This is a genomic window from Sphingobacterium sp. N143 (genome assembly GCF_030325625.1).
Classification (GTDB): domain Bacteria; phylum Bacteroidota; class Bacteroidia; order Sphingobacteriales; family Sphingobacteriaceae; genus Sphingobacterium.
In genome coordinates this window covers 620,194-638,989 of record NZ_JACAIS010000003.1, presented here as the reverse complement: position 1 = coordinate 638,989, position 18,796 = coordinate 620,194, and the positions used below count along the sequence as shown (strand labels likewise).

Genomic DNA, 18,796 nt, shown 5'->3' with positions numbered 1-18,796 from the left:
CCAAAGCCGAGTGGTACTAATAGCCCGAAGCTTTCTCAAGCAGACAGACACTGTTGTCTTCCTCTTTAATTTTTGAAAATCTCTTTCAGTATATATGTCAATATGGTTTGAGCTATCGGATTGGTATAAACTTTCACAGGGAAGTCTAAATACTGATGTCTAGATACTTTAAATCTATAAAAAAACTTTAGGTGCCTATATCGGCGGTGTCTACCTCTTCCCATTCCGAACAGAGCAGTCAAGCCCGCCAGAGCCGATGGTATTGCCGTAACAGGTGGGAGAGTAGGTCGGTGCCTTTTTTTACACAGAAGCCCTTGCTGGAAACAGTCAAGGGCTTCTTGCGTTTCTCCTCCTTATTCCCGTGTAAAAATATACTCATCGGGCTGTTAAACTGCCGAAACAATATCCGAAAGCCAATAAAGTGACCACTATCACTTTATTTTGGAGATTTGGGCTGAATGTGTGCATTCATGCTGACTGATGGAGCTAAATGACTTATAGCCAACAGGAAATTACTGTTTTTAAAGATGACGGCCTATTTTCATAAAGTGATGCACATCACTTTTGTACGCATTGTAAATCATTAGATTGTCATAAAATGCTGCTTACTTTTGATTCAGAATCAACAATTTAAGTAATGCAGTTAGAGCAATTTAATTACGACAACAAGATTGTCAGAAATTTCGGAATCGCTACCATTATTTGGGGGATAGTTGGTATGACCATAGGATTGCTTGTGGCAACGCAGCTTGTTTGGCCTCAGATGAATTTCGGATTGCAATTTACCACTTTTGGCCGTGTACGCCCAGTACATACCAATGCTGTGATTTTTGCCTTCGTCGGTAACGGTATTTTTATGGGAGCTTATTACTCCTTACAACGGGTACTTAAAGCACGGATGTTTAGTGATGCTTTAAGCAAGATCCATTTTTGGGGCTGGCAATTAATTATTGTAGCCTCAGCAATAACATTGCCATTGGGGCTTACCTCCAGCCATGAGTATGCCGAAATGGAATGGCCAATTGATATTGCCATTACACTGATCTGGGTCGTATTTGGAATCAATATGTTTGGTACGATTATCAAAAGGCGAGAGCGCCATATGTATGTAGCTGTCTGGTTTTATATTGCAACTTTTGTGACCGTGGCTGTATTGCATATTGTCAATTCCATTCAACTTCCAGTGGCCGGGTGGAAAAGCTATTATGTGTACAAAGGTGTTCAGGATGCACTTGTACAATGGTGGTATGGTCATAATGCAGTTGCTTTCTTTTTGACAACACCTTATTTAGGGATGATGTACTATTTTCTTCCGAAAATGGCCAATCGCCCTGTATACTCCTATAAATTAAGTATTCTCCATTTCTGGTCACTGATCTTTATTTACATCTGGGCAGGACCTCATCATTTGTTGTATACAGCTTTACCAGGTTGGGTACAGTCATTGGGGGTTGTTTTCTCAATCATGCTGATTGCTCCAAGCTGGGGCGGGATGATCAATGGCTTGTTGACTTTGCGCGGTGCATGGGACAAGGTACGGACCGAACCAATGCTGAAATTTATGGTGGTAGCCTTAACCTGTTATGGTATGGCAACTTTTGAGGGACCGATGCTGTCATTAAAACAAGTGAACGCGATTGCGCACTTTACGGATTGGATCGTTGCACACGTTCACGTGGGCGCTTTAGGATGGAATGGATTTATGACATTCGGTATTTTATATTGGTTGATCCCGCGTATTTATAAAACTGAGCTCTATTCTAAAAAGTTAGCATCGACACATTTTTGGATTGGCACACTGGGGATTTTGTTTTATGCCATTCCCATGTATTGGGCAGCAGTAGTACAAGGCCTGATGTGGAAAGAATTTACACCAGAAGGGGTCTTGAAATATCCAAACTTCCTGGCGACAACATTGGAAATCTTACCCATGCATATGATGCGGGCTTTGGGTGGAGCTCTTTATTTATCCGGGGCATTATTGATGACGTTCAATTTGGTCAAAACAATGCAGAAAGGTAAACTGCTGGCAAATGAGCCTGCCGAAGCTCCTGCTTTGTTGCCGGTTCAAGTCAATGAGCAATCCAAACACCGTCGTATCGAGCGCAAACCGATATTATTTATGGTACTGGCACTCATTGCAATCCTAATCGGTGGTATGGTGGAAATGATACCAACGTTTACGATTTCAAAAAATGTTCCTACTATCAGCAGCGTGAAACCTTATACAGCGCTGGAGCTCCAAGGTCGGGATCTCTATGTGAGGGAGGGCTGTGTGAACTGTCATACCCAAAGTATACGGCCATTCCGGTCTGAAACTGCCCGATATGGGGAGTATAGCAAAGCTGGTGAATATGTATACGATACACCGTTCTTATGGGGATCGAAACGGACTGGGCCTGATCTGCATCGTATAGGTTCGAAATATCCGAATAAATGGCATTTTGACCACCTGCTGGATCCAACCATCACCTCTCCGGGAAGTATTATGCCCTCTTATCCATGGTTGATTGATCAGAAGTTGGATAATTCCATTCTGAAAGAAAAGATGAGAACACTGCGCAAATTGGGAATCCCCTATACAGATGCCGCGATAGAAGGAGCGGAACGGGATTTAAATAAACAAGCCCAGAAAATTGCGGACGATCTAAAGCAAAATCAGGTTAATGTATTAGCAGACCGTGAAATCATTGCCGTAATAGCTTACCTACAACGACTTGGAACAGATATTAAAGCAGCTCCGAAAGTAGCTGGGGATGTTAACGCAAATCAGTAGAATCATGTTTAAACAAATAACAAATCTAAACGGAAGTGAGCTTTATCTTATCGTGTCACTTTGGATATTCCTGATCTTCTTCATCTCGGTTGCAATTATGTTGTTTCGGATGAAAAAGGACTATGTCACCTATATGAAGGAACTACCTTTGGAAGAAGATGAAACTGAGAAGGAAATGAATCATTCACCTGAAAGTCTATAGCATATGAGTTTATTATTAGATACTGTACCTGCCTCTGTGGAAGTCGTAGAGTCGACCCTTGGGTTTGGTTCAAATAATTTATACACGGATATCTTAATTGTTGTATTGATTATCGTGATGTTGGCGCTCCTTGCCTCGGCACTGATGGTCAATCGGGCAATGAAATCCATCATCAGGATTACTATGCCAGAACTGGTCAACGAAGAGGCGGCCAGGAGACTGGCCAATAAGGGGTGGCTAAAACGCTCGTGGAACAAAATGATGGGCATCAGACCGATCTCGGAGGAAAAAGATATTGTCATTGATCATGAGTATGACGGTATCCGCGAACTCGATAATCCAATTCCCATCTGGTTTAACTTCCTGTTCTATGGGACGATCTTTTTTGGACTTGTTTATTTATTTATCTACCAGGTTTCTGGGCTAGGTATGAACCAAGATCAGGAGTATGCGCATGAAATGGTTGTGGCTGAAAAAGAAAGACAAGCATATTTAGCAGCTTCAGCAAGTAATGTCGATGAAAGTACGGTAGAATTCCAACCTGAAATGGCCGCGGAAGGAAAAGCAATATTTGCAGCCAACTGTGTGGCCTGTCATGGTGGGAACGGCGAGGGAGGAATCGGACCCAATTTGACCGATAAGTTCTGGTTGCATGGTGGTGAGATTAAGGATGTGTTCAAAACCATCAAATATGGTGTCCCTGATAAGGGAATGGTGCCATGGGAGCAGACCTTGAGTCCTGCGCAAATAGCTCAAGTTGCGAGTTATATTGTCACATTAAGAGATACCAAGCCAGCGAATCCAAAAGAGCCTCAAGGAGAGGAGGTCAGCTACGGTAGCACGGAAGCTGCCGAAACGACGGCTGTTGACAATGCGGTAGATAAAAAAACAGAACAATAAATCCAAGATTGAAATGAGTACAGTAGTAGTTAATGATGCCGATAATGGTGGGTCTAAATCGAAAAAAAGAGAATGGATCTATGCCAAGAAACCGCAAGGAGAGCTTTATACAAGGAGACAGTGGTTTGGATATTCGCTACTACTGTTCTTATTTGTCGCTCCGTTTATTAAAGTCAATGGTGAGCCTTTCTTGATGTTTAACATTATTGATAGGAAATTTTCCATATTGGGTAATCTCTTTTATCCGCAGGATCTCTACATATTTGTTTTCGGTATGTTGATCGCGATGGTCTGTGTGGTCCTTTTTACAGTGGTATTTGGCCGCGTTTGGTGTGGATGGGCATGTCCACAGACCATTTTTCTTGAGTTGATATTTAGGCGGATTGAATATTGGATTGAAGGAGACTGGCAGCAACAGAAAAAACTGAATGCTGGACCCAATACGGATCAAAAACAATTTAAAAAAGTGTTGAAACATGGCATATTTCTGCTTATTTCTTTTTTTATTTCAAATATTTTCCTGGCTTATATCATTGGTTCGGATGCATTGATCCAAATCATTACAGATCCAATGGACCAACATATCGGCGGCCTCATTTCGATTATTATATTTACTCTGGTCTTTTATGGCGTATTTGCCTATGTCAGGGAGATTGTTTGTATCGCTATCTGTCCTTATGGCAGATTACAGGGGGTACTTTTGGATGATCAGAGTATAACAGTTGCCTATGACCACAGACGCGGCGAGCCTAGGGGAAAGCAGCAAAGGAATGCCACAGTTTCACAGGGAGACTGTGTGGATTGTAAGCTCTGTGTCCATGTATGTCCTACCGGTATTGATATCCGGAAAGGTTTACAGCTAGAATGTGTGAGCTGTACTGCCTGTATCGATGCTTGTGATGCTGTCATGGAAAAAATCGGAAAGCCCAAAAAGTTAATCGGTTTTTATCCGATGGGTGAGATTGAAGGTACGCTCAAGAAAAAGAATAATACACGCACCGTCGCTTATTCTATTGTTTTGATACTGTTGATGACTGTCTTCGGCTTCTTGTTGTTCAATCGCGCACAGGTTGATGGAAGATTGCTACGGGCAAAAGGAAGTACATATCAGCTTCGGGATGATAAAACGATCAGTAATCTCTATTCGCTCGAACTAATTAATAAATCAGGAAAGGAAATGCCATTTAAGCTGGTATCTGATGATCCTAAATTGAAACTTCAGGTGGTCAATCCTATTCAGAAGCTTAACAAGGATGGACACGCTACCTTAAGTTTCTTTCTCATCATCGCCAATAAAGATGTCGAAACGTATAAAAGTAATGTTAAATTATCCATCTACTCGGGGGATAAAAAAATAGAAAGTCTAAAGACGACTTTTATTGCCCCTCCGGGAATGAATTAAAATGAATGTGAATGAATTGGGGTACAAAAATTTTTTTAAGTCTGGCTGTATTTATGTTATGCATCGTAGGGGCAGGGATTTATATGGTCAGTCATGATTCTGATAGTCTAGAAGAAGAGGACTATTATGAACAGGGATTGAATTATGACCTGGCTTACGAAAAGAAACAGAATGTGCTAAGCATGCAGGAAGCACCGGCAATTGAAATTAAACAGGATACATTATATATACACTTTGTGTCCAAGGTAAATCAGGGTAAATTACTGTTTCGAAAACCATCCGACGGTCGATTGGATAAGGAACTACCTTTTCAAACAACGAATAATCTTTATACATTACCCATATCTACCTTTGACAAGGGGATGTGGAATCTGTATATAGACTGGAAAAGCGTGGGTAAGGACTTTCTGTTTGAAGAGCATATTTTATTTTAAATCCAAAGCAATGAGTTATACTTATTTCGCATTTTTTATGGGATTGTTTGGAAGTATACATTGTGCAGTGATGTGTGGTCCCTTGATTTTTGCGATTGAAGGCAGACAGGGACTTGGCTGGACTGTTTTTCTGAATAAGCTTTTCTATCAATTAGGACGGATTTTGACCTATGGACTTTTGGGATTTTTGATTGGAACGATAGGTAATTTTGCCCAGATACAGGGCTGGCAAAGATCATTAAGCTGGATAACGGGGGGCATTTTGTTATTGATCGCCATATTTCAGATTTTGGGAAAAAATTATCAAACAATCGCCGGATGGCAGACAAAGGCAGTTCAGCCAATTGTAAGTTTGCTTTCCAAATGGTTATATCGACCAGGAGGTAGTTTTATTGCTGGCGTATTAAATGGTTTACTACCTTGCGGTATGGTGTATATGGCACTCATGTCCTCCATGAACGCAGCGAGCCCACAACAGAGTTTTTTATTTATGCTATGCTTTGGCCTGGGGACCATTCCCTTGTTATTTTTATTTTCCTTTCTCGGCAATTTTTCCAGATCTTTCAAGATCAGGTTTTCTAAATGGATCCCCTTTCTATATTTTCTATTGGGGGTCTGGTTTATACTCCGTGGAGCAAATCTAGATATTCCTTATTTGAGCCCACTTATCCATATCGATGGTGCGATAAACTGTGCCTGATCAAACAATTTGTCAGGGCGAAGTATTATATTTGGTATCAAACCGAACGCATGATATGGAGGTACTTCATCATATTTTAAAAATTGCATTGCAATATTATTGGGTTCCTTTACTCGTCTTATATATTGGTGTTATTGGAACGATTCTCATTGAAAACCGTAACCCGGCTAAAACTATCGCCTGGATCATGGTGATCGTGTTTTTACCGGTGATAGGCCTGCTCATCTACTATTTCTTTGGACAGAAGTTTAAGAAAGTGAAACGGATGAAACGGATGTATCGTGAGCAATCTAAAAAGCTCCTTGATGCCTGGCGTAAGGAATCGGAAATCATGGAAGAACATATCGATACACTGAATGAACGCATAGGAAGTCTGGCAATGGTGTATCGTTATCTTAAAAATCAAAAAATATCCACATTTTCCTTAAATAATGAGGTATCGCTATTTATTAATGGGGAGGAAAAGTTTCCTGTTTTCATTGAAAAATTAAAAGCTGCAAAGCATTCCATTCATATGGAATATTATATCTGGGAAATGGATGAAATAGGGAGAGAGATATTGCATATTTTGGAAGATAAAGCCAAATCAGGTGTTTCGGTACGATTAATATTGGATAGCTTTGGGGCCCCTGATGTGATAAAATATCTTTATAAACATAAACCCGACTTTCCGTTTCAAGCATTTCTTCCAGTCACCTTTACTTCACTGGCGAACAGCAATTATAGAAACCACCGAAAGATTGCTGTCATAGATGGTTCCATCGGTTTTGTGGGGGGGATCAATATTTCAGACCGGTATATCAATAATGGGAAAAATGAGATTTACTGGCGCGATACAGCCATGATGATTGTAGGTGCAGCGGTGAATACCCTACAAATCCAATTTTGGAATAGCTGGAACCAGACTGATGCGGAGCCCTTTGAATTGGGACGTGGGTATCTGAACAGGTTCCCCATTTCCGAGGAAGATGCTAGTGGAGTAGGATTTACCGCAAGTGATCCGGGCTCACCGGCTCCTTTCAATATGGAAGCTATTATTGCTGGTATCAATGAAGCGAAGGAATATGTGCAATTATGTACGCCTTACTTTATACCCAGTGATCAGTTGACCACAGCATTGATGTTGGCTGTTTCGTCCGGGGTACGGGTAGACCTGATGTTACCGGCCCAATCGGATTCATTTTTTGTACAGCATGCTTCTTTTTCTTTTATAAAACCCTTGCTCGAACGGGGAGTAAATGTATACCTATACACAAAAGGATTTCTTCATGCCAAAACGATCTGTATCGATGGGAAACTGGCCTATATCGGGACCACTAATCTGGATATAAGAAGTTTTTATATCAATTTTGAAATATCGGGTATCGTATCCGATAAAGAACTCTGTGAGCGCCTTAGCGCACAATTTCTGGAAGATATTGAAGCTTCCGACCTGATCACAATGCGTAAATGGATGCAGAGAAGCAAATGGAAAAGGGGAGTGGATTCGATCTGTAGACTATTGGCTCCATTGCTTTAGTGAATTTAAGGAATCCCAGTTCACGGGGGATAATAAATGTTAAAAATCACCAGACAGGATTGGTCTTTGCTTAAAATTGAATATATTTAGCTATTCTTTTAAATTCTAAGACTTTCATGAAGCACATAAAACTATTGACTTTATCGATAGGAATATTAGGAATAGGGTCTACATATGCACAGACTACCCCTACTTTACCTGTTAATACGATCGTAGAACGAGTTCAGAAATATTTTGAAGTCTATCCTGTTGAAAAACTACACCTGCATTTTGATAAACCTTATTATGCCGTAGGTGATACATTATGGTTTTCTACTTATTTATCGCGTAATCTTGCTGAATATGAGCCGAGCAAGGTTGCTTATGTTGAAGTACTGAATAGCCGGGACTCACTGATACAGACCTTTAGAATCCCGCTGGAAAAGGGTGTCGGTAATGGGCAGATGGTACTTGACCCACAGTTTATGTCGCAGGATAACTATCGATTTAGAGCCTATACGAAATGGATGGCCAATTTTGACGCCTCCTATTTCTTCAATAAGATCGTCCCGATCGGTGATGTGATCAATAAAAAAATGATTACAAATATTGAGTTTCAAAATAATCTCAATGGGAATAAAAGTCAGGCGGTCATACAATTCAGGGACCGCACGGGTAAACCCCTGATCAATTCGAAGGTCAACTGGGAATTTGTATCTGGATGGGAAACCTTAGATAAGGGGAAGTCTGAAACGGATGCGATGGGAAAAGTGACCATTAGCCTATCGGCAAAGGAAAAAGCCAATCTGGAGAAAGGTCAATTAAAAGTGAGTGTACAGGAAAGTAAGGACGAAAAACCTTTGTCAAGCTCTTTTCTGTTGAAGAATGCTTTGTGGGATGCTGATGTACAATTTTTCCCAGAAGGTGGTGATTTAATTGCAGGACTGGCAAAAAAAGTCGCCTTTAAAGCGGTAGGATCTGACGGTAAAAGCTTGAAAGTAAAGGGTACAATCGTAGACTCCAAAGGTAAATCAGTTGCAGAATTTTCGGACTTTGGGCTTGGGATGGGCTATTTCTCTTTAATGCCTATGGCGGGAGAAAACTATGAGGCCGTGATAAAATTTGGTAATGGGCAGGAACGGAAATATAAACTGCCTGCTGTCGTGAATGACAAGACAAATGTAGTATTTGTTAAACAAGATACAACAAATGCCGAATTCGCCGTGGTAACCAGTGAGGAGAACTTTACGAAAAATCAGGGACAGTCGTATTACGTTCTGGTACAATCCAATGGGCACCTGTGTTTTGCAGCTCAGGTAAACCTGAAATCGTCATCTGCATTGATCAACATTCCGAAAGAACGTTTACCAAATGGTGTTGTTCAGGTAACTTTATTGACACCAGACGGAAAACCCGTGAGCGAGCGTTTGGCATTTGTTCAAAGCGAGAAATTGCTGAACATCCAGGTAACAAGTGATAAGGAAAACTATAAAGCAAAAGATTCAGTCAGTTTAAAGCTGGCTGTTGACAATAATGGTCAGAAATATCCCGGGAATTATTCGGTTGCCGTAATTGATGAGTCTAAAGTCCCGTATAATGACCAGGCCGATCTTTCTATTGTCAGCAATTTTTTGCTGACATCTGATCTGAAAGGAAATGTGGAAAATCCAAACAGCTACTTTGATGAGAAAAACCCGGACAGAGAGAAAGCTTTGGATGCGCTGCTCATGACCCAGGGGTATCGCCGTTTTGACTATCCCGCATTGATTGCTGAAAAGTTGCCAAAGATCAATTTCCTTCCAGAACAGGGTATTGAACTTTCGGGGATTCTCCGAATGAATACAGGGCGTCCTTATCCAAATGGTGGATTATTGTTGACGGTTCCTTCCCGCAATATTAAAAAAGATGTTTATACGGATCAGAATGGACGTTTTGCTTTTAAAGATCTGGTATTCCCGGATTCTTCAAAAGTAACCGTGAATGCGAGATCAAATGATAATTATCGTAGTCTTGTGATCAATATGGACCAAAGTTATTACCCTGAAATTGATAAAAATAATGGTTATAAGAGTAATTTTGTCCCTAATATTGACCAAGCTTTTGCTCCTTATCTGAATAATAGCCGTAAGGAATACCGGAAGTCTATTTTGCTGGATGAGGTAGAGGTAACCGGCGTACAGAAAAAAGTAATCACCAATAAGGACTTTCCTGCTATTTCAGGACTGTCAATGCCCGAACATCGTATCGAACCAGATCGGTTGACTGGCTGTACCGTGTTGACGATGTGTCTTCAGACTGTCCTGACAGGTATTACTTATGACCCACAGACTTTAAAATATTATGTTTCGCGGGATTATAATGCAGGGGGACGTACCCCGGTTCAGTTTTTCCTGAATGGTATGGCCATTGATGAACCTGGATTGAATAGCATCAATGTTGCGGATATTGAAGGAATCGAGATCTTCTTGCGGGATGAATTAGGGACGGTTTCCAGAATGTATCAGAATAATGGTGTCGTATCGATCTATACTAAAAAAGTGGAAGCCAAGAAGCCTCGGATGGCCCTAAGTGAAATTGAGAAACTCTTGCCAAAATCGAATGTTATTGACATGTATCCATTGGGCTATGTGAAGGAACGTAAATTCTATCAGCCAAAATATGATACGGCTGAGAAAAAGGCTGTCAACGATTTAAGGACAACGATATATTGGAATCCGAAAGTCACGGTTAGTGAGACTGGAGAGGCAGCCATCAATTTCTATAATGCCGATGGCAATGGCAACTACAAAGTCATTGTGGAGGGGATGGACCAAACTGGTAATATCGGACGCAAGGTGATCAATTATAGTGTACAACCATAATAGGATTTAAGATATCCTCATATGTTCTAAACGCAGCCTTTTTGCAATGAAGGGCTGCGTTTTGTGTATAAAAAAACACCTCCTTGATGGGCAAGGAGGTGTAAACTAACCAATTATAAACCTAAATTATGAAAAGTATTTTGTCGCTACTAAAAGCGCTAATCTTCTTATTTAGGAGGTATATTTCAAATCTTATGCCAAATTGAATCAGGAACAAGATTGGCAGATCTTTACTGAAAAATCTTTGCTGATAGCTCTTATTTTACTTGAAAAGTTGTTAGGAATTTGCTGTTTTTTCTATGGAAGAATATGATAATAACATTGTCTACAACGTGGTTCATAAGCTTCCTTCTCACCCAGAAGAACCTTCTCAGTATCATTTGTAAGCCTATAAGAATAGTTTGCAGGTGCCCCACATTGCATACATACAGCATGCACTTTGGTGACATGCTCAGCGATAGCCATCAAGTTTGGAATAGGGCCGAAAGGCTGACCTTTATAATCCATATCCAATCCGGCTACAATAACGCGAATACCACTGTTTGCCAATTTGACACATACCTCTGTCAAACCGTCATCAAAAAATTGAGCTTCGTCAATGCCCACAACCTGGGTTGCTGAGCTCAATAATAGTATGGATGAAGAATGCTCCACCGGTGTGGAGGGAATACTATTACTGTCGTGGGAAACAACCAATTTCTCATCATATCGTTTGTCAACAGCAGGTTTAAAAATTTCGACATGGAGACGAGCATATTGTGCCCGCTTTAACCTACGGATTAATTCTTCCGTTTTACCGGAGAACATGGAGCCACAGATGATTTCAATACTTCCATATTGAGCGGGTCTCAATGCCAAATTATGTTCGGAAAAAAGCATTTGATTAAATTAATTTTATCGGGTAGTCAACAAATAAGGTGTTATTTGTGTATTGACTTCCCATATTCTGTTTTTGACAATGCTAATATCAGAATTAAATATTAAATTTGATTAGCAAAAAAGGGAGCATAAATCCAAATATTTATAAATCAAAGGATTGAGTTTTCCACTTTTAGATCAGTTCAATGCATGGATATTATAAACGATTAACAGGTGATTTCAAATATAATTATGGGTACTAAAGAGGAAATTTTTAATAAGATCGGAGATTTATTACAGGATTTGAATGCACAGTATTTGTCCTTGTCAGAACAGCATAACCTGTCTGAAGTTAATGAATTAGTTACATTGGAAGCAAAAGCACAATCCTTGGCGGCTTATGCAACTTTACTGAAAACAAGTGTGATACTGCAAGATGAGAAATCTGCCCTTGGATTGCGTCCTACGGCAATGGAAAGTAAGAAGATCGCGTTTAATGATTACTTTACACCGCCATCTGCCATAAGGTCTTCATCACAGCCCCAAAACACACAGGAAGAAGTACAAAGTGATGTTTTCCTAAAGCAAGAAGAGCCCGTGCAGGATGAGGAAGTCCGAAGTGAAATAACTGTGGATAAAGAACCTACTCAAGCTAGGTCTTTTGTAGCTGAAGATGTCGCAGATGAAGAGGATAAATCGATCAATGAACTTCGTGTTGACAGTGAAAACGAAAGCCCGGCACTGGATAAAACTGAAGAACCAATAGTGGATGAAACAGATCATGTGAGAGCAGTGGTGACAGAAGTGGTAGAAGAACCAAAGGAGGTGGTTATTGAGGAACCAGAGCGGAATGTCATTCAGGAAGAGGTCAATACGGTGGTGGAAGAGACTCCTTCAAGACCGTTGACATTGAATGAGATTATTTCTCAGCAGAAGCAGGCTGGAGTACAAAATAGGGTATATCAAGTGAACCAACCTGGTAGTGCTGAGAAGCTAACGGATATTAAAACGGGTATCAGCCTGAATGATAAACTTTTATTTATCAAGGATTTGTTTAACGGCTATAGTCTGGCCTATAGTGAAGCGGTAGAGCTATTGAACAGGTTTAGTAGCTATGCCGAGGCTGATGCGTTCCTGCAGACGAATTATGCTGTCAAAAATAAATGGGCGGATAAACCTCATACAGTGGAGAAATTATACGAGGTCTTGCGAAGAAGATATAACTAAAGAAAATTAAACATATTCTTGGTATTTATCTTCTTTAGGATAGCCATTAAAAACTGCTTTAATTCACTGTTAAAGCAGTTTTTTTATTGAAAACGTTGTTCAATGGTGTTTTTGGACCGGTTTATTTTAATTGAAATTGTAGCCAATCATTCCCCTCATGTCCATAAACAAAATATTTAGGTTGAAAAATTTCTGCCAAGGATTCCAGTTCGGTTAAATAGTCGTATCCTGGAATATGGGAGAACTGCGGTTTTGTCATGATAAATATCTGATCGAGTTCAATTGCTTTAGATGAAGCAATAGCTGGATGATCCAGCAATCGGGGAACAGTGGTAAATGCATCAGCACTAGAATCTATAAGGATAATCTTATCGGCTTCTCCACCATCCAGGACAGGTATTCCACCAGCAATTTTAATAGATTCCTGAAGGAAAGGTGAATCATTGATTTTGAGGGGATGAACCTGATCCAAAGCCAGCACTTTGGGCCGATCGGTACTAGAAATGAATTTAAGCTTGTGGATCAAAATATTGGTTTCATCTTCAATTTTTTCGATCAGCTCGGCAGTCTTATCTGCCACATCGCTGTCCTCGGTATTTAGCACCTGCCCAATTTTGGAGATATAAGTGATCACATCTTCAATACTGATGAGTTCGGCTTGTATGGAGATTAATTTATCGTAAATTTCCGACGAAACAGACCGGGAATTTAGACCCAGCAGTTCAACATAGTGGGCAACTAATTTTTCTTGATTGCTTTGCATGCTGCAAAAATACAAAAAGGGTAGCATTAGCGAAAGTAAATTAGCAATAGTAGGTATTCGTGGATTTTTGTAAATTGGCATAAAATAAATGGTATAAATATGTTTGACAAATTATTTCAAGCGCAACAAAAAGCGGAAGAGATCAAAAAAAGGTTAGATTCAATTTCAGTATCTGGAGAAGTGGAGGGAGGATTGATCCGAGTAGTGGCAACAGCCAATAAAGAAATTAAGGAGATTACGATAGATCCTGTTTTTTTGTCTAATGCAGATAAGGAAGAATTGGAGGAACTAATGGTCGTGGCGTTAAATAAAGCTATATCCCAAGCAGAAAATATCAGTCAAGCCGAAATGCAGGCTGCCAGTAAAGATATGTTGGGTGGATTAGGCGGGCTATTTAATCAATAAACATACAAAAATGAAAGCAACTTATTACGGACAATCCTGCGTCGAGTTTGATTTTGATGGAATTAAAGTGCTGCTGGACCCATTCGTTACCTATAATCCATTGGCCAAGGACATTGATGTAAACACGATTAAACCGGATTATATTTTTCTGAGCCATGGTCATCAGGATCATGTAGCTGATATGGCCACAGTTCAAAAGAATAGTGGTGCTACTGTATTGGCTATTGTTGAAACTGCGGAATGGGTTAGAAAACAGGGCGTTCCTGAAGACAAGGTGATCGAGTTTAATTTAGGAGGTACGGTACAATTACCTTTTGGGTCTGTCAAAATGGTCTATGCGGTCCATACAAATAGTACGCCCGATGGCCAATATGGCGGATTACCAGTGGGATTTGTGTTTAATGTCAAAGGAAAAAAGATCTATTTTGCCGGCGACACAGCATTGACAATGGAAATGAAATTACTGGCTGACATCGGCTTGGACTGGGCATTTTTACCTATCGGTGGCTATTATACAATGGATGTGGATGATGCTATCAAGGCCGCAGAATTTATCAATTGCGACCGTGTTGTGGGCATTCATTATGATTCATTCCCACCGATTAAAATTGATAAACAGCTGGCACTTGATAAATTTCAGAACACAGACGTTTCGCTTTCTCTTCCAAAAATCGGAGAGACAATTGAATTGTAAATAAAAAGCCGAGTTAACTCGGCTTTTTATTTTTTAGCTGGTCACTGTTTTGGAGTTTAAGATGAGATGACAATCTTTTTTAAATCTTCAAGACTAAAAAGCGGCATATCGATGATTTTGTTCTTGAGAATCTGTTCTTTATTTTCTTCAAAATAGAACAATTTCCATTCTCCATTCTTATACTCCAGACTACTGAGGTTTTCAATCCAATCGCCTGAATTCATATAAGTACATGTTCCCTTTCTGGTAATTACTTCTTTTATTTGAGGTTGGTGAATATGTCCACAGATGACAAAATCATAGTTCTTTTCAATGGCCAGTTCTGTTGCTGTCTGTTCAAAGTCTGATATATATTTAACAGCTTTTTTTACAGAACTTTTGATCTTTTTTGATAGGGAATATTTCTCTTTACCCAATTTATCTAGGCAATAATTGATGATGTTATTGAGCTGAATCAATTTGTCGTACCCCCATCCACCGAGCTTTGCGAGCCATTTGGAGTGATGAATGGAAGCATCAAATACATCACCATGGAATATCCATACTTTTTGATGGTTGAGTGAGAGAAGCAACTTGTTGCTGAGCTTGATATTGCCCAGCTTAAGATCAGTAAACTTACGTAACATTTCATCATGGTTACCGGTGATATAGTGCACTTCGGTACCGGAGGAACTCATATCAATGATCTTCTTGATGACCTTTAAGTGTTCTTGTGGGAAGTAGCTTTTCTTGAATTGCCAAATATCGACTATATCACCATTGAGGATCAGTATCTTTGGTGAAACGGATTCCAGATAAAGTAAAAGTTCTTTGGCTCTGCTGCCGTAAGTACCTAGATGGAGGTCTGAGAGTACAAGTATATCAAGGCTTCTTTTCATCGTTATAAATTTGTCTTTTATTGAAAATGAAGCTATCCTGAGCGGTATTTTATTTTTTCGTTTTGAGCTTATTTAAACTCTTGATGGTTTCACCAGAATAATCTGTGCATCTTCTTTTACAAAAAACGGATACTTTTATTTTGTATCAATGAAATTCCTGTTATGAAATTATTACAATATCCTAAACTTATTGTAAATAAGTTTATTGGAAGTTCATGTTAGGTTGTGTAATTGAGCTGGAAACTATTCGGGTAATGGGTTGGATATGGCACAAAAAAGGTATCCAACTGTTGCAGGATACCTTTTTTAGTCTATTAAAGATTACTTTTATTTAGCGGCAGTTGTAGCCCTGTCAATATGGAATTGCACCAAGTCATCGATAGGAGAGCGTAAAATCTTACCGACTTTCATGCCATACTGCTCGGCTTTTTCTGACAATACATTTCTAAAATTATAGCCCACAGAACCAATACAGTTGAACGTATAGCTTTGATAATTTGGGTATTTGCTGACTAGATTTTTGAAGAAAGCTTCAAATGCTTCATCGACAATGTTACGTGTATATTCAATATTGACATTGTTATCATATACGAATTTACTAAAGCTTGCACAGAAACGATTTGGCATTGGCTTGGTATAAACTGCGTCCATGATCTCATCTTTTGTCATTTTATATGTGTTCCAAAACATCTCTTTTACATCTTTGGGCATTAAATTGCGTACATAATCCGCAAGTAATTTCTTACCAATGTAACTGCCAGATCCTTCGTCACCTAAAATGTAAGCTCCAGAATCAATGTTTAAGGTGATTTCTTTACCATCATAGAGACAAGAGTTAGTTCCTGTACCTAAAATTGCTGCAAATCCAGCTTGAGATCCTAATAATGCCCTTGCAGCAGCAAGAAGATCGTGCCCTACTTCAACTTGTGCAGTAGTGAATACTTGTTGTAAGGCGTCAACAACGATTTGCGCTTTTTCCTTGTTATGTACCCCAGCACCATAATAATTTACTTCTGAGATTTTATCAAAGGGTAAATCATGTGGTAGTCCTTTTTTTAGGGAGTTTACAATGTATTCACTATCAACAAAATAAGGGTTGTACCCCTCTGTGTTGAAGTAGATTTTTTTATTTGAATCATCTAACAAACACCAGTTTGTTTTTGTCGATCCCCCGTCAGCAATGATTATCATTATTGAGTAGTTTTAATTGTGTTTATCGTTATAAAATGAGTAATCAATTCATTGATCAATTCCCCGAAAATACATTTTTTAATTTTAAATATCACAATTTATAGGTGCATTTTTGAAAAAATAAATTTTTTGTCCTTCCATATAATAATAAAAAACCGGCTTAACACTAGTGTTAAGCCGGTTTTTTAAATGTGTAATAAAATTGTTTAAATAGTGTACTATTTACAATTAGTTGATGGTGTTAATGACTACCTTCTGCTTCTATTTCATCAATATTGATACCTTGTTTGGTAAGTATTCCTTTGACGAATACAGCAAAGAAAACAACATAACAAAAACCAATCAAAGGCAAGATATAAGAATTGTGTATTCCGATGATATCGGCAAGTTTTCCTTGAATAGGAGGAAGTACACCACCACCAAGAATCATCATCACTAAGAAAGCAGATCCTTGTGCAGTATATTTTCCTAAACCAACAATTGATAAGCTGAAGATAGATGACCACATGATCGAACAAGCAAGTCCACCGGATAAGAACGCATAAATAGCGATTGTCCCAGAGGAAAATAAACCGATCAACATGGCAATGATGCCAAATAATCCAAAAATGATTAACGTGCGTGCTGGTTTTTCTTTGCTTAAGTAGAATGCTATGATCTGAAGGATAATACAAACGACATAGTAATATAGATGAGACATTTCAAATCCAGCAAGGGTATTTACGCCAATAATGATTGAGAAAGCAATCAAAGGAACGATAATCAATAATCCGTTTTTAGTGGATTTACTTAGGTTGAATGCAGTAATGGCACCAGCCCAACGGCCGATCATCATACTGCCCCAGTACATGGATACATAAGGTGTAATCTGTGAAGATTGAAGGTTACCAAATTCTTTCAATGTTAACAGTTCCCCCAAATTACTACCAATGGCCACTTCGATACCTACATAGATAAATAAAGCAAGCATTCCTAAGGCTAATTGTGGGTATTTCATTGCTCCCCAGCCCTCAGGATTTTTTTGAGCGCTTCTATTCGAAAACAACAATCCTCCGATAACCACCACAAGTGCTCCAGCCAACCACATCATACGTTGGGTTTCCAGTGGTTTTGCAACCTCTTTAATATGCAGTTTTAGCTGCTCGATCTGTACTTGGTCTGTCAAGCCGGAAACTTGTTTGTGTAATTGTTCAATATGAAGTGCTAAATCACTTTTATAACTTAAGAATACCGGAGTAAACATACCGAACAATAGAATGGTCATGATGATCAATGTCCGTAATGCCTTGTTTGCTTTTTCCATCGGTTCGTCACTAATTCCGGCAGGCACTTTCTTGCTGAAATTGAATAGGGTTGCAGCTAAAAGAAACAAAAGACCGACACCAACGTAAAGGTATACCACTTTATTTAATGGTAGGTTGGCAATTTCAGAATCAGAAATTGGTTCAAATGTTCCAAATAAAGAAAACCCAATAACCAGTGGGCCTATCGTTGTTCCAAAAGAATTGATTCCCCCTCCAAGGTTAACACGAGAAGCACCAGTTTTTGGATCTCCCAATAAAACAGCAAACGGATTAGCAGCAGTCTGTTGGAGCGAGAAACCAAGTGCAACAACAAATAGTCCAAGCAGCATACCTACATATAGGTTGACTTCTACTGCCACGATCATTGCAGCAGCTCCCAATGCAGAGAAAAGTAGGCCATACACGATACTTTTTTTGTAACCCCATTTTCCCACCAGATCTTTTCCGCCGATTGAGCTGAAAATAAACAATAACAATGCGCCGATGTAATATGCCGTATAAAAAGCAAAGTCTATAAGCTGAGATTGAAACTGATCGAGATGAAAGTAATTTTTGCAGAACGGTATAAAGACGCTGTTTCCTGCTGCAATGAAACCCCAAAAGAAAAACACAATAATCAGTGTGTAGAGTGCGGGGTAATTGGTTTTAGTTTGTTGCTGTTCCATATAAGGGATCTAAAATCTTTAAATTTGAAAGGTACGAA

Annotated in this window: 16 protein-coding genes and 1 rRNA gene; 12 read left to right on the top strand and 5 right to left on the bottom strand. The window is 39.4% G+C overall.

Annotation, left to right across the window (positions count from 1 at the left end):
• The first annotated feature begins 187 nt into the window (after positions 1-187).
• From rrf to HX021_RS08950, 9 genes are all read left to right on the top strand, one after another.
• Positions 188-299, top strand: a 5S ribosomal RNA gene (gene rrf / locus HX021_RS08990).
• A gap of 338 nt (positions 300-637) precedes the next feature.
• Positions 638-2,776: a cytochrome-c oxidase, cbb3-type subunit I gene (gene ccoN, locus HX021_RS08985; RefSeq protein WP_286589847.1), complete on the top strand. Its 2,139-nt coding sequence runs from the start codon at positions 638-640 to the stop codon at positions 2,774-2,776.
• A gap of 4 nt (positions 2,777-2,780) precedes the next feature.
• Complete coding sequence (locus HX021_RS08980) at positions 2,781-2,978, top strand: hypothetical protein (RefSeq protein ID WP_286589845.1); 198 nt, start codon at positions 2,781-2,783, stop codon at positions 2,976-2,978.
• A gap of 3 nt (positions 2,979-2,981) precedes the next feature.
• Positions 2,982-3,878 (top strand): cbb3-type cytochrome c oxidase N-terminal domain-containing protein, encoded by an 897-nt coding sequence (locus tag HX021_RS08975; RefSeq protein WP_286589844.1) that lies wholly within the window; start codon positions 2,982-2,984, stop codon positions 3,876-3,878.
• 13 nt (positions 3,879-3,891) lie between these two features.
• Positions 3,892-5,280, top strand: a complete 1,389-nt coding sequence (ccoG, locus tag HX021_RS08970) for a cytochrome c oxidase accessory protein CcoG (protein WP_286589843.1) — start codon at positions 3,892-3,894, stop codon at positions 5,278-5,280.
• An 11-nt stretch (positions 5,281-5,291) separates the two neighbouring features.
• Complete coding sequence (locus HX021_RS08965; RefSeq protein WP_286589842.1) at positions 5,292-5,714, top strand: FixH family protein; 423 nt, start codon at positions 5,292-5,294, stop codon at positions 5,712-5,714.
• A gap of 10 nt (positions 5,715-5,724) precedes the next feature.
• Positions 5,725-6,414, top strand: a complete 690-nt coding sequence (locus HX021_RS08960) for a sulfite exporter TauE/SafE family protein (RefSeq protein WP_286589841.1) — start codon at positions 5,725-5,727, stop codon at positions 6,412-6,414.
• Positions 6,415-6,469: 55 nt separating this feature from the next.
• Positions 6,470-7,933, top strand: coding sequence for a cardiolipin synthase (gene cls / locus HX021_RS08955; protein ID WP_286589840.1), 1,464 nt, complete (start codon positions 6,470-6,472; stop codon positions 7,931-7,933).
• A 116-nt stretch (positions 7,934-8,049) separates the two neighbouring features.
• On the top strand, positions 8,050-10,773 hold the full coding sequence (locus HX021_RS08950; RefSeq protein WP_286589839.1) for a carboxypeptidase regulatory-like domain-containing protein: 2,724 nt from the start codon (positions 8,050-8,052) through the stop codon (positions 10,771-10,773).
• A 297-nt stretch (positions 10,774-11,070) separates the two neighbouring features.
• Here the strand turns inward: HX021_RS08950 and HX021_RS08945 are convergent, their stop codons facing one another.
• Entirely contained in the window at positions 11,071-11,652 is a 582-nt protein-coding gene (locus HX021_RS08945; RefSeq protein WP_286589838.1) for a thymidine kinase, read from the bottom strand.
• A gap of 213 nt (positions 11,653-11,865) precedes the next feature.
• Between HX021_RS08945 and HX021_RS08940 the strand changes: the two genes are divergently transcribed.
• Positions 11,866-12,858 carry a DUF8457 domain-containing protein gene (locus tag HX021_RS08940; protein WP_286589837.1) on the top strand — a complete coding sequence of 331 codons (993 nt, stop codon included), beginning with the start codon at positions 11,866-11,868 and terminating at the stop codon, positions 12,856-12,858.
• Positions 12,859-12,979: 121 nt separating this feature from the next.
• Here the strand turns inward: HX021_RS08940 and HX021_RS08935 are convergent, their stop codons facing one another.
• Positions 12,980-13,621, bottom strand: coding sequence for a substrate-binding domain-containing protein (locus HX021_RS08935; protein WP_286589836.1), 642 nt, complete (start codon positions 13,619-13,621; stop codon positions 12,980-12,982).
• A gap of 99 nt (positions 13,622-13,720) precedes the next feature.
• On the opposite strand from HX021_RS08935, the gene HX021_RS08930 reads away from it, so the two are divergent.
• Together HX021_RS08930 and HX021_RS08925 are read left to right on the top strand one after the other, a co-directional pair.
• The gene (locus HX021_RS08930) at positions 13,721-14,026 is read left to right on the top strand and encodes a YbaB/EbfC family nucleoid-associated protein (RefSeq protein WP_286589835.1); all 306 of its coding nucleotides are present in this window, start codon (positions 13,721-13,723) and stop codon (positions 14,024-14,026) included.
• Between the two features lie 10 nt (positions 14,027-14,036).
• Positions 14,037-14,720 carry a metal-dependent hydrolase gene (locus HX021_RS08925; RefSeq protein WP_286589834.1) on the top strand — a complete coding sequence of 228 codons (684 nt, stop codon included), beginning with the start codon at positions 14,037-14,039 and terminating at the stop codon, positions 14,718-14,720.
• A 56-nt stretch (positions 14,721-14,776) separates the two neighbouring features.
• On the opposite strand, the gene HX021_RS08920 is transcribed toward HX021_RS08925, so the two are convergent.
• The 3 genes from HX021_RS08920 to HX021_RS08910 form a co-directional block, all read right to left on the bottom strand.
• Positions 14,777-15,598: a UDP-2,3-diacylglucosamine diphosphatase gene (locus HX021_RS08920; protein ID WP_286589833.1), complete on the bottom strand. Its 822-nt coding sequence runs from the start codon at positions 15,596-15,598 to the stop codon at positions 14,777-14,779.
• Between the two features lie 327 nt (positions 15,599-15,925).
• Positions 15,926-16,789 (bottom strand): N-acetylglucosamine kinase, encoded by an 864-nt coding sequence (locus HX021_RS08915; RefSeq protein WP_286589832.1) that lies wholly within the window; start codon positions 16,787-16,789, stop codon positions 15,926-15,928.
• 241 nt (positions 16,790-17,030) lie between these two features.
• Positions 17,031-18,758 carry an MFS transporter gene (locus tag HX021_RS08910; protein WP_286589831.1) on the bottom strand — a complete coding sequence of 576 codons (1,728 nt, stop codon included), beginning with the start codon at positions 18,756-18,758 and terminating at the stop codon, positions 17,031-17,033.
• Positions 18,759-18,796: the final 38 nt, after the last annotated feature.

Bases quoted from the DNA above. Each gene is read 5' to 3' on its own strand.
- HX021_RS08965 (WP_286589842.1), top strand. From the start codon at position 5,292: ATGAATTGGGGTACAAAAATTTTTTTAAGTCTGGCTGTATTTATGTTA.
- HX021_RS08945 (WP_286589838.1), bottom strand. From the start codon at position 11,652: ATGCTTTTTTCCGAACATAATTTGGCATTGAGACCCGCTCAATATGGA.
- HX021_RS08920 (WP_286589833.1), bottom strand. From the start codon at position 15,598: ATGAAAAGAAGCCTTGATATACTTGTACTCTCAGACCTCCATCTAGGT.
- HX021_RS08980 (WP_286589845.1), top strand. From the start codon at position 2,781: ATGTTTAAACAAATAACAAATCTAAACGGAAGTGAGCTTTATCTTATC.
- HX021_RS08910 (WP_286589831.1), bottom strand. From the start codon at position 18,758: ATGGAACAGCAACAAACTAAAACCAATTACCCCGCACTCTACACACTG.
- HX021_RS08950 (WP_286589839.1), top strand. From the start codon at position 8,050: ATGAAGCACATAAAACTATTGACTTTATCGATAGGAATATTAGGAATA.
- HX021_RS08960 (WP_286589841.1), top strand. From the start codon at position 5,725: ATGAGTTATACTTATTTCGCATTTTTTATGGGATTGTTTGGAAGTATA.
- cls (WP_286589840.1), top strand. From the start codon at position 6,470: ATGGAGGTACTTCATCATATTTTAAAAATTGCATTGCAATATTATTGG.
- HX021_RS08935 (WP_286589836.1), bottom strand. From the start codon at position 13,621: ATGCAAAGCAATCAAGAAAAATTAGTTGCCCACTATGTTGAACTGCTG.
- ccoG (WP_286589843.1), top strand. From the start codon at position 3,892: ATGAGTACAGTAGTAGTTAATGATGCCGATAATGGTGGGTCTAAATCG.
- HX021_RS08915 (WP_286589832.1), bottom strand. From the start codon at position 16,789: ATGATAATCATTGCTGACGGGGGATCGACAAAAACAAACTGGTGTTTG.
- HX021_RS08925 (WP_286589834.1), top strand. From the start codon at position 14,037: ATGAAAGCAACTTATTACGGACAATCCTGCGTCGAGTTTGATTTTGAT.
- HX021_RS08975 (WP_286589844.1), top strand. From the start codon at position 2,982: ATGAGTTTATTATTAGATACTGTACCTGCCTCTGTGGAAGTCGTAGAG.
- HX021_RS08930 (WP_286589835.1), top strand. From the start codon at position 13,721: ATGTTTGACAAATTATTTCAAGCGCAACAAAAAGCGGAAGAGATCAAA.
- ccoN (WP_286589847.1), top strand. From the start codon at position 638: ATGCAGTTAGAGCAATTTAATTACGACAACAAGATTGTCAGAAATTTC.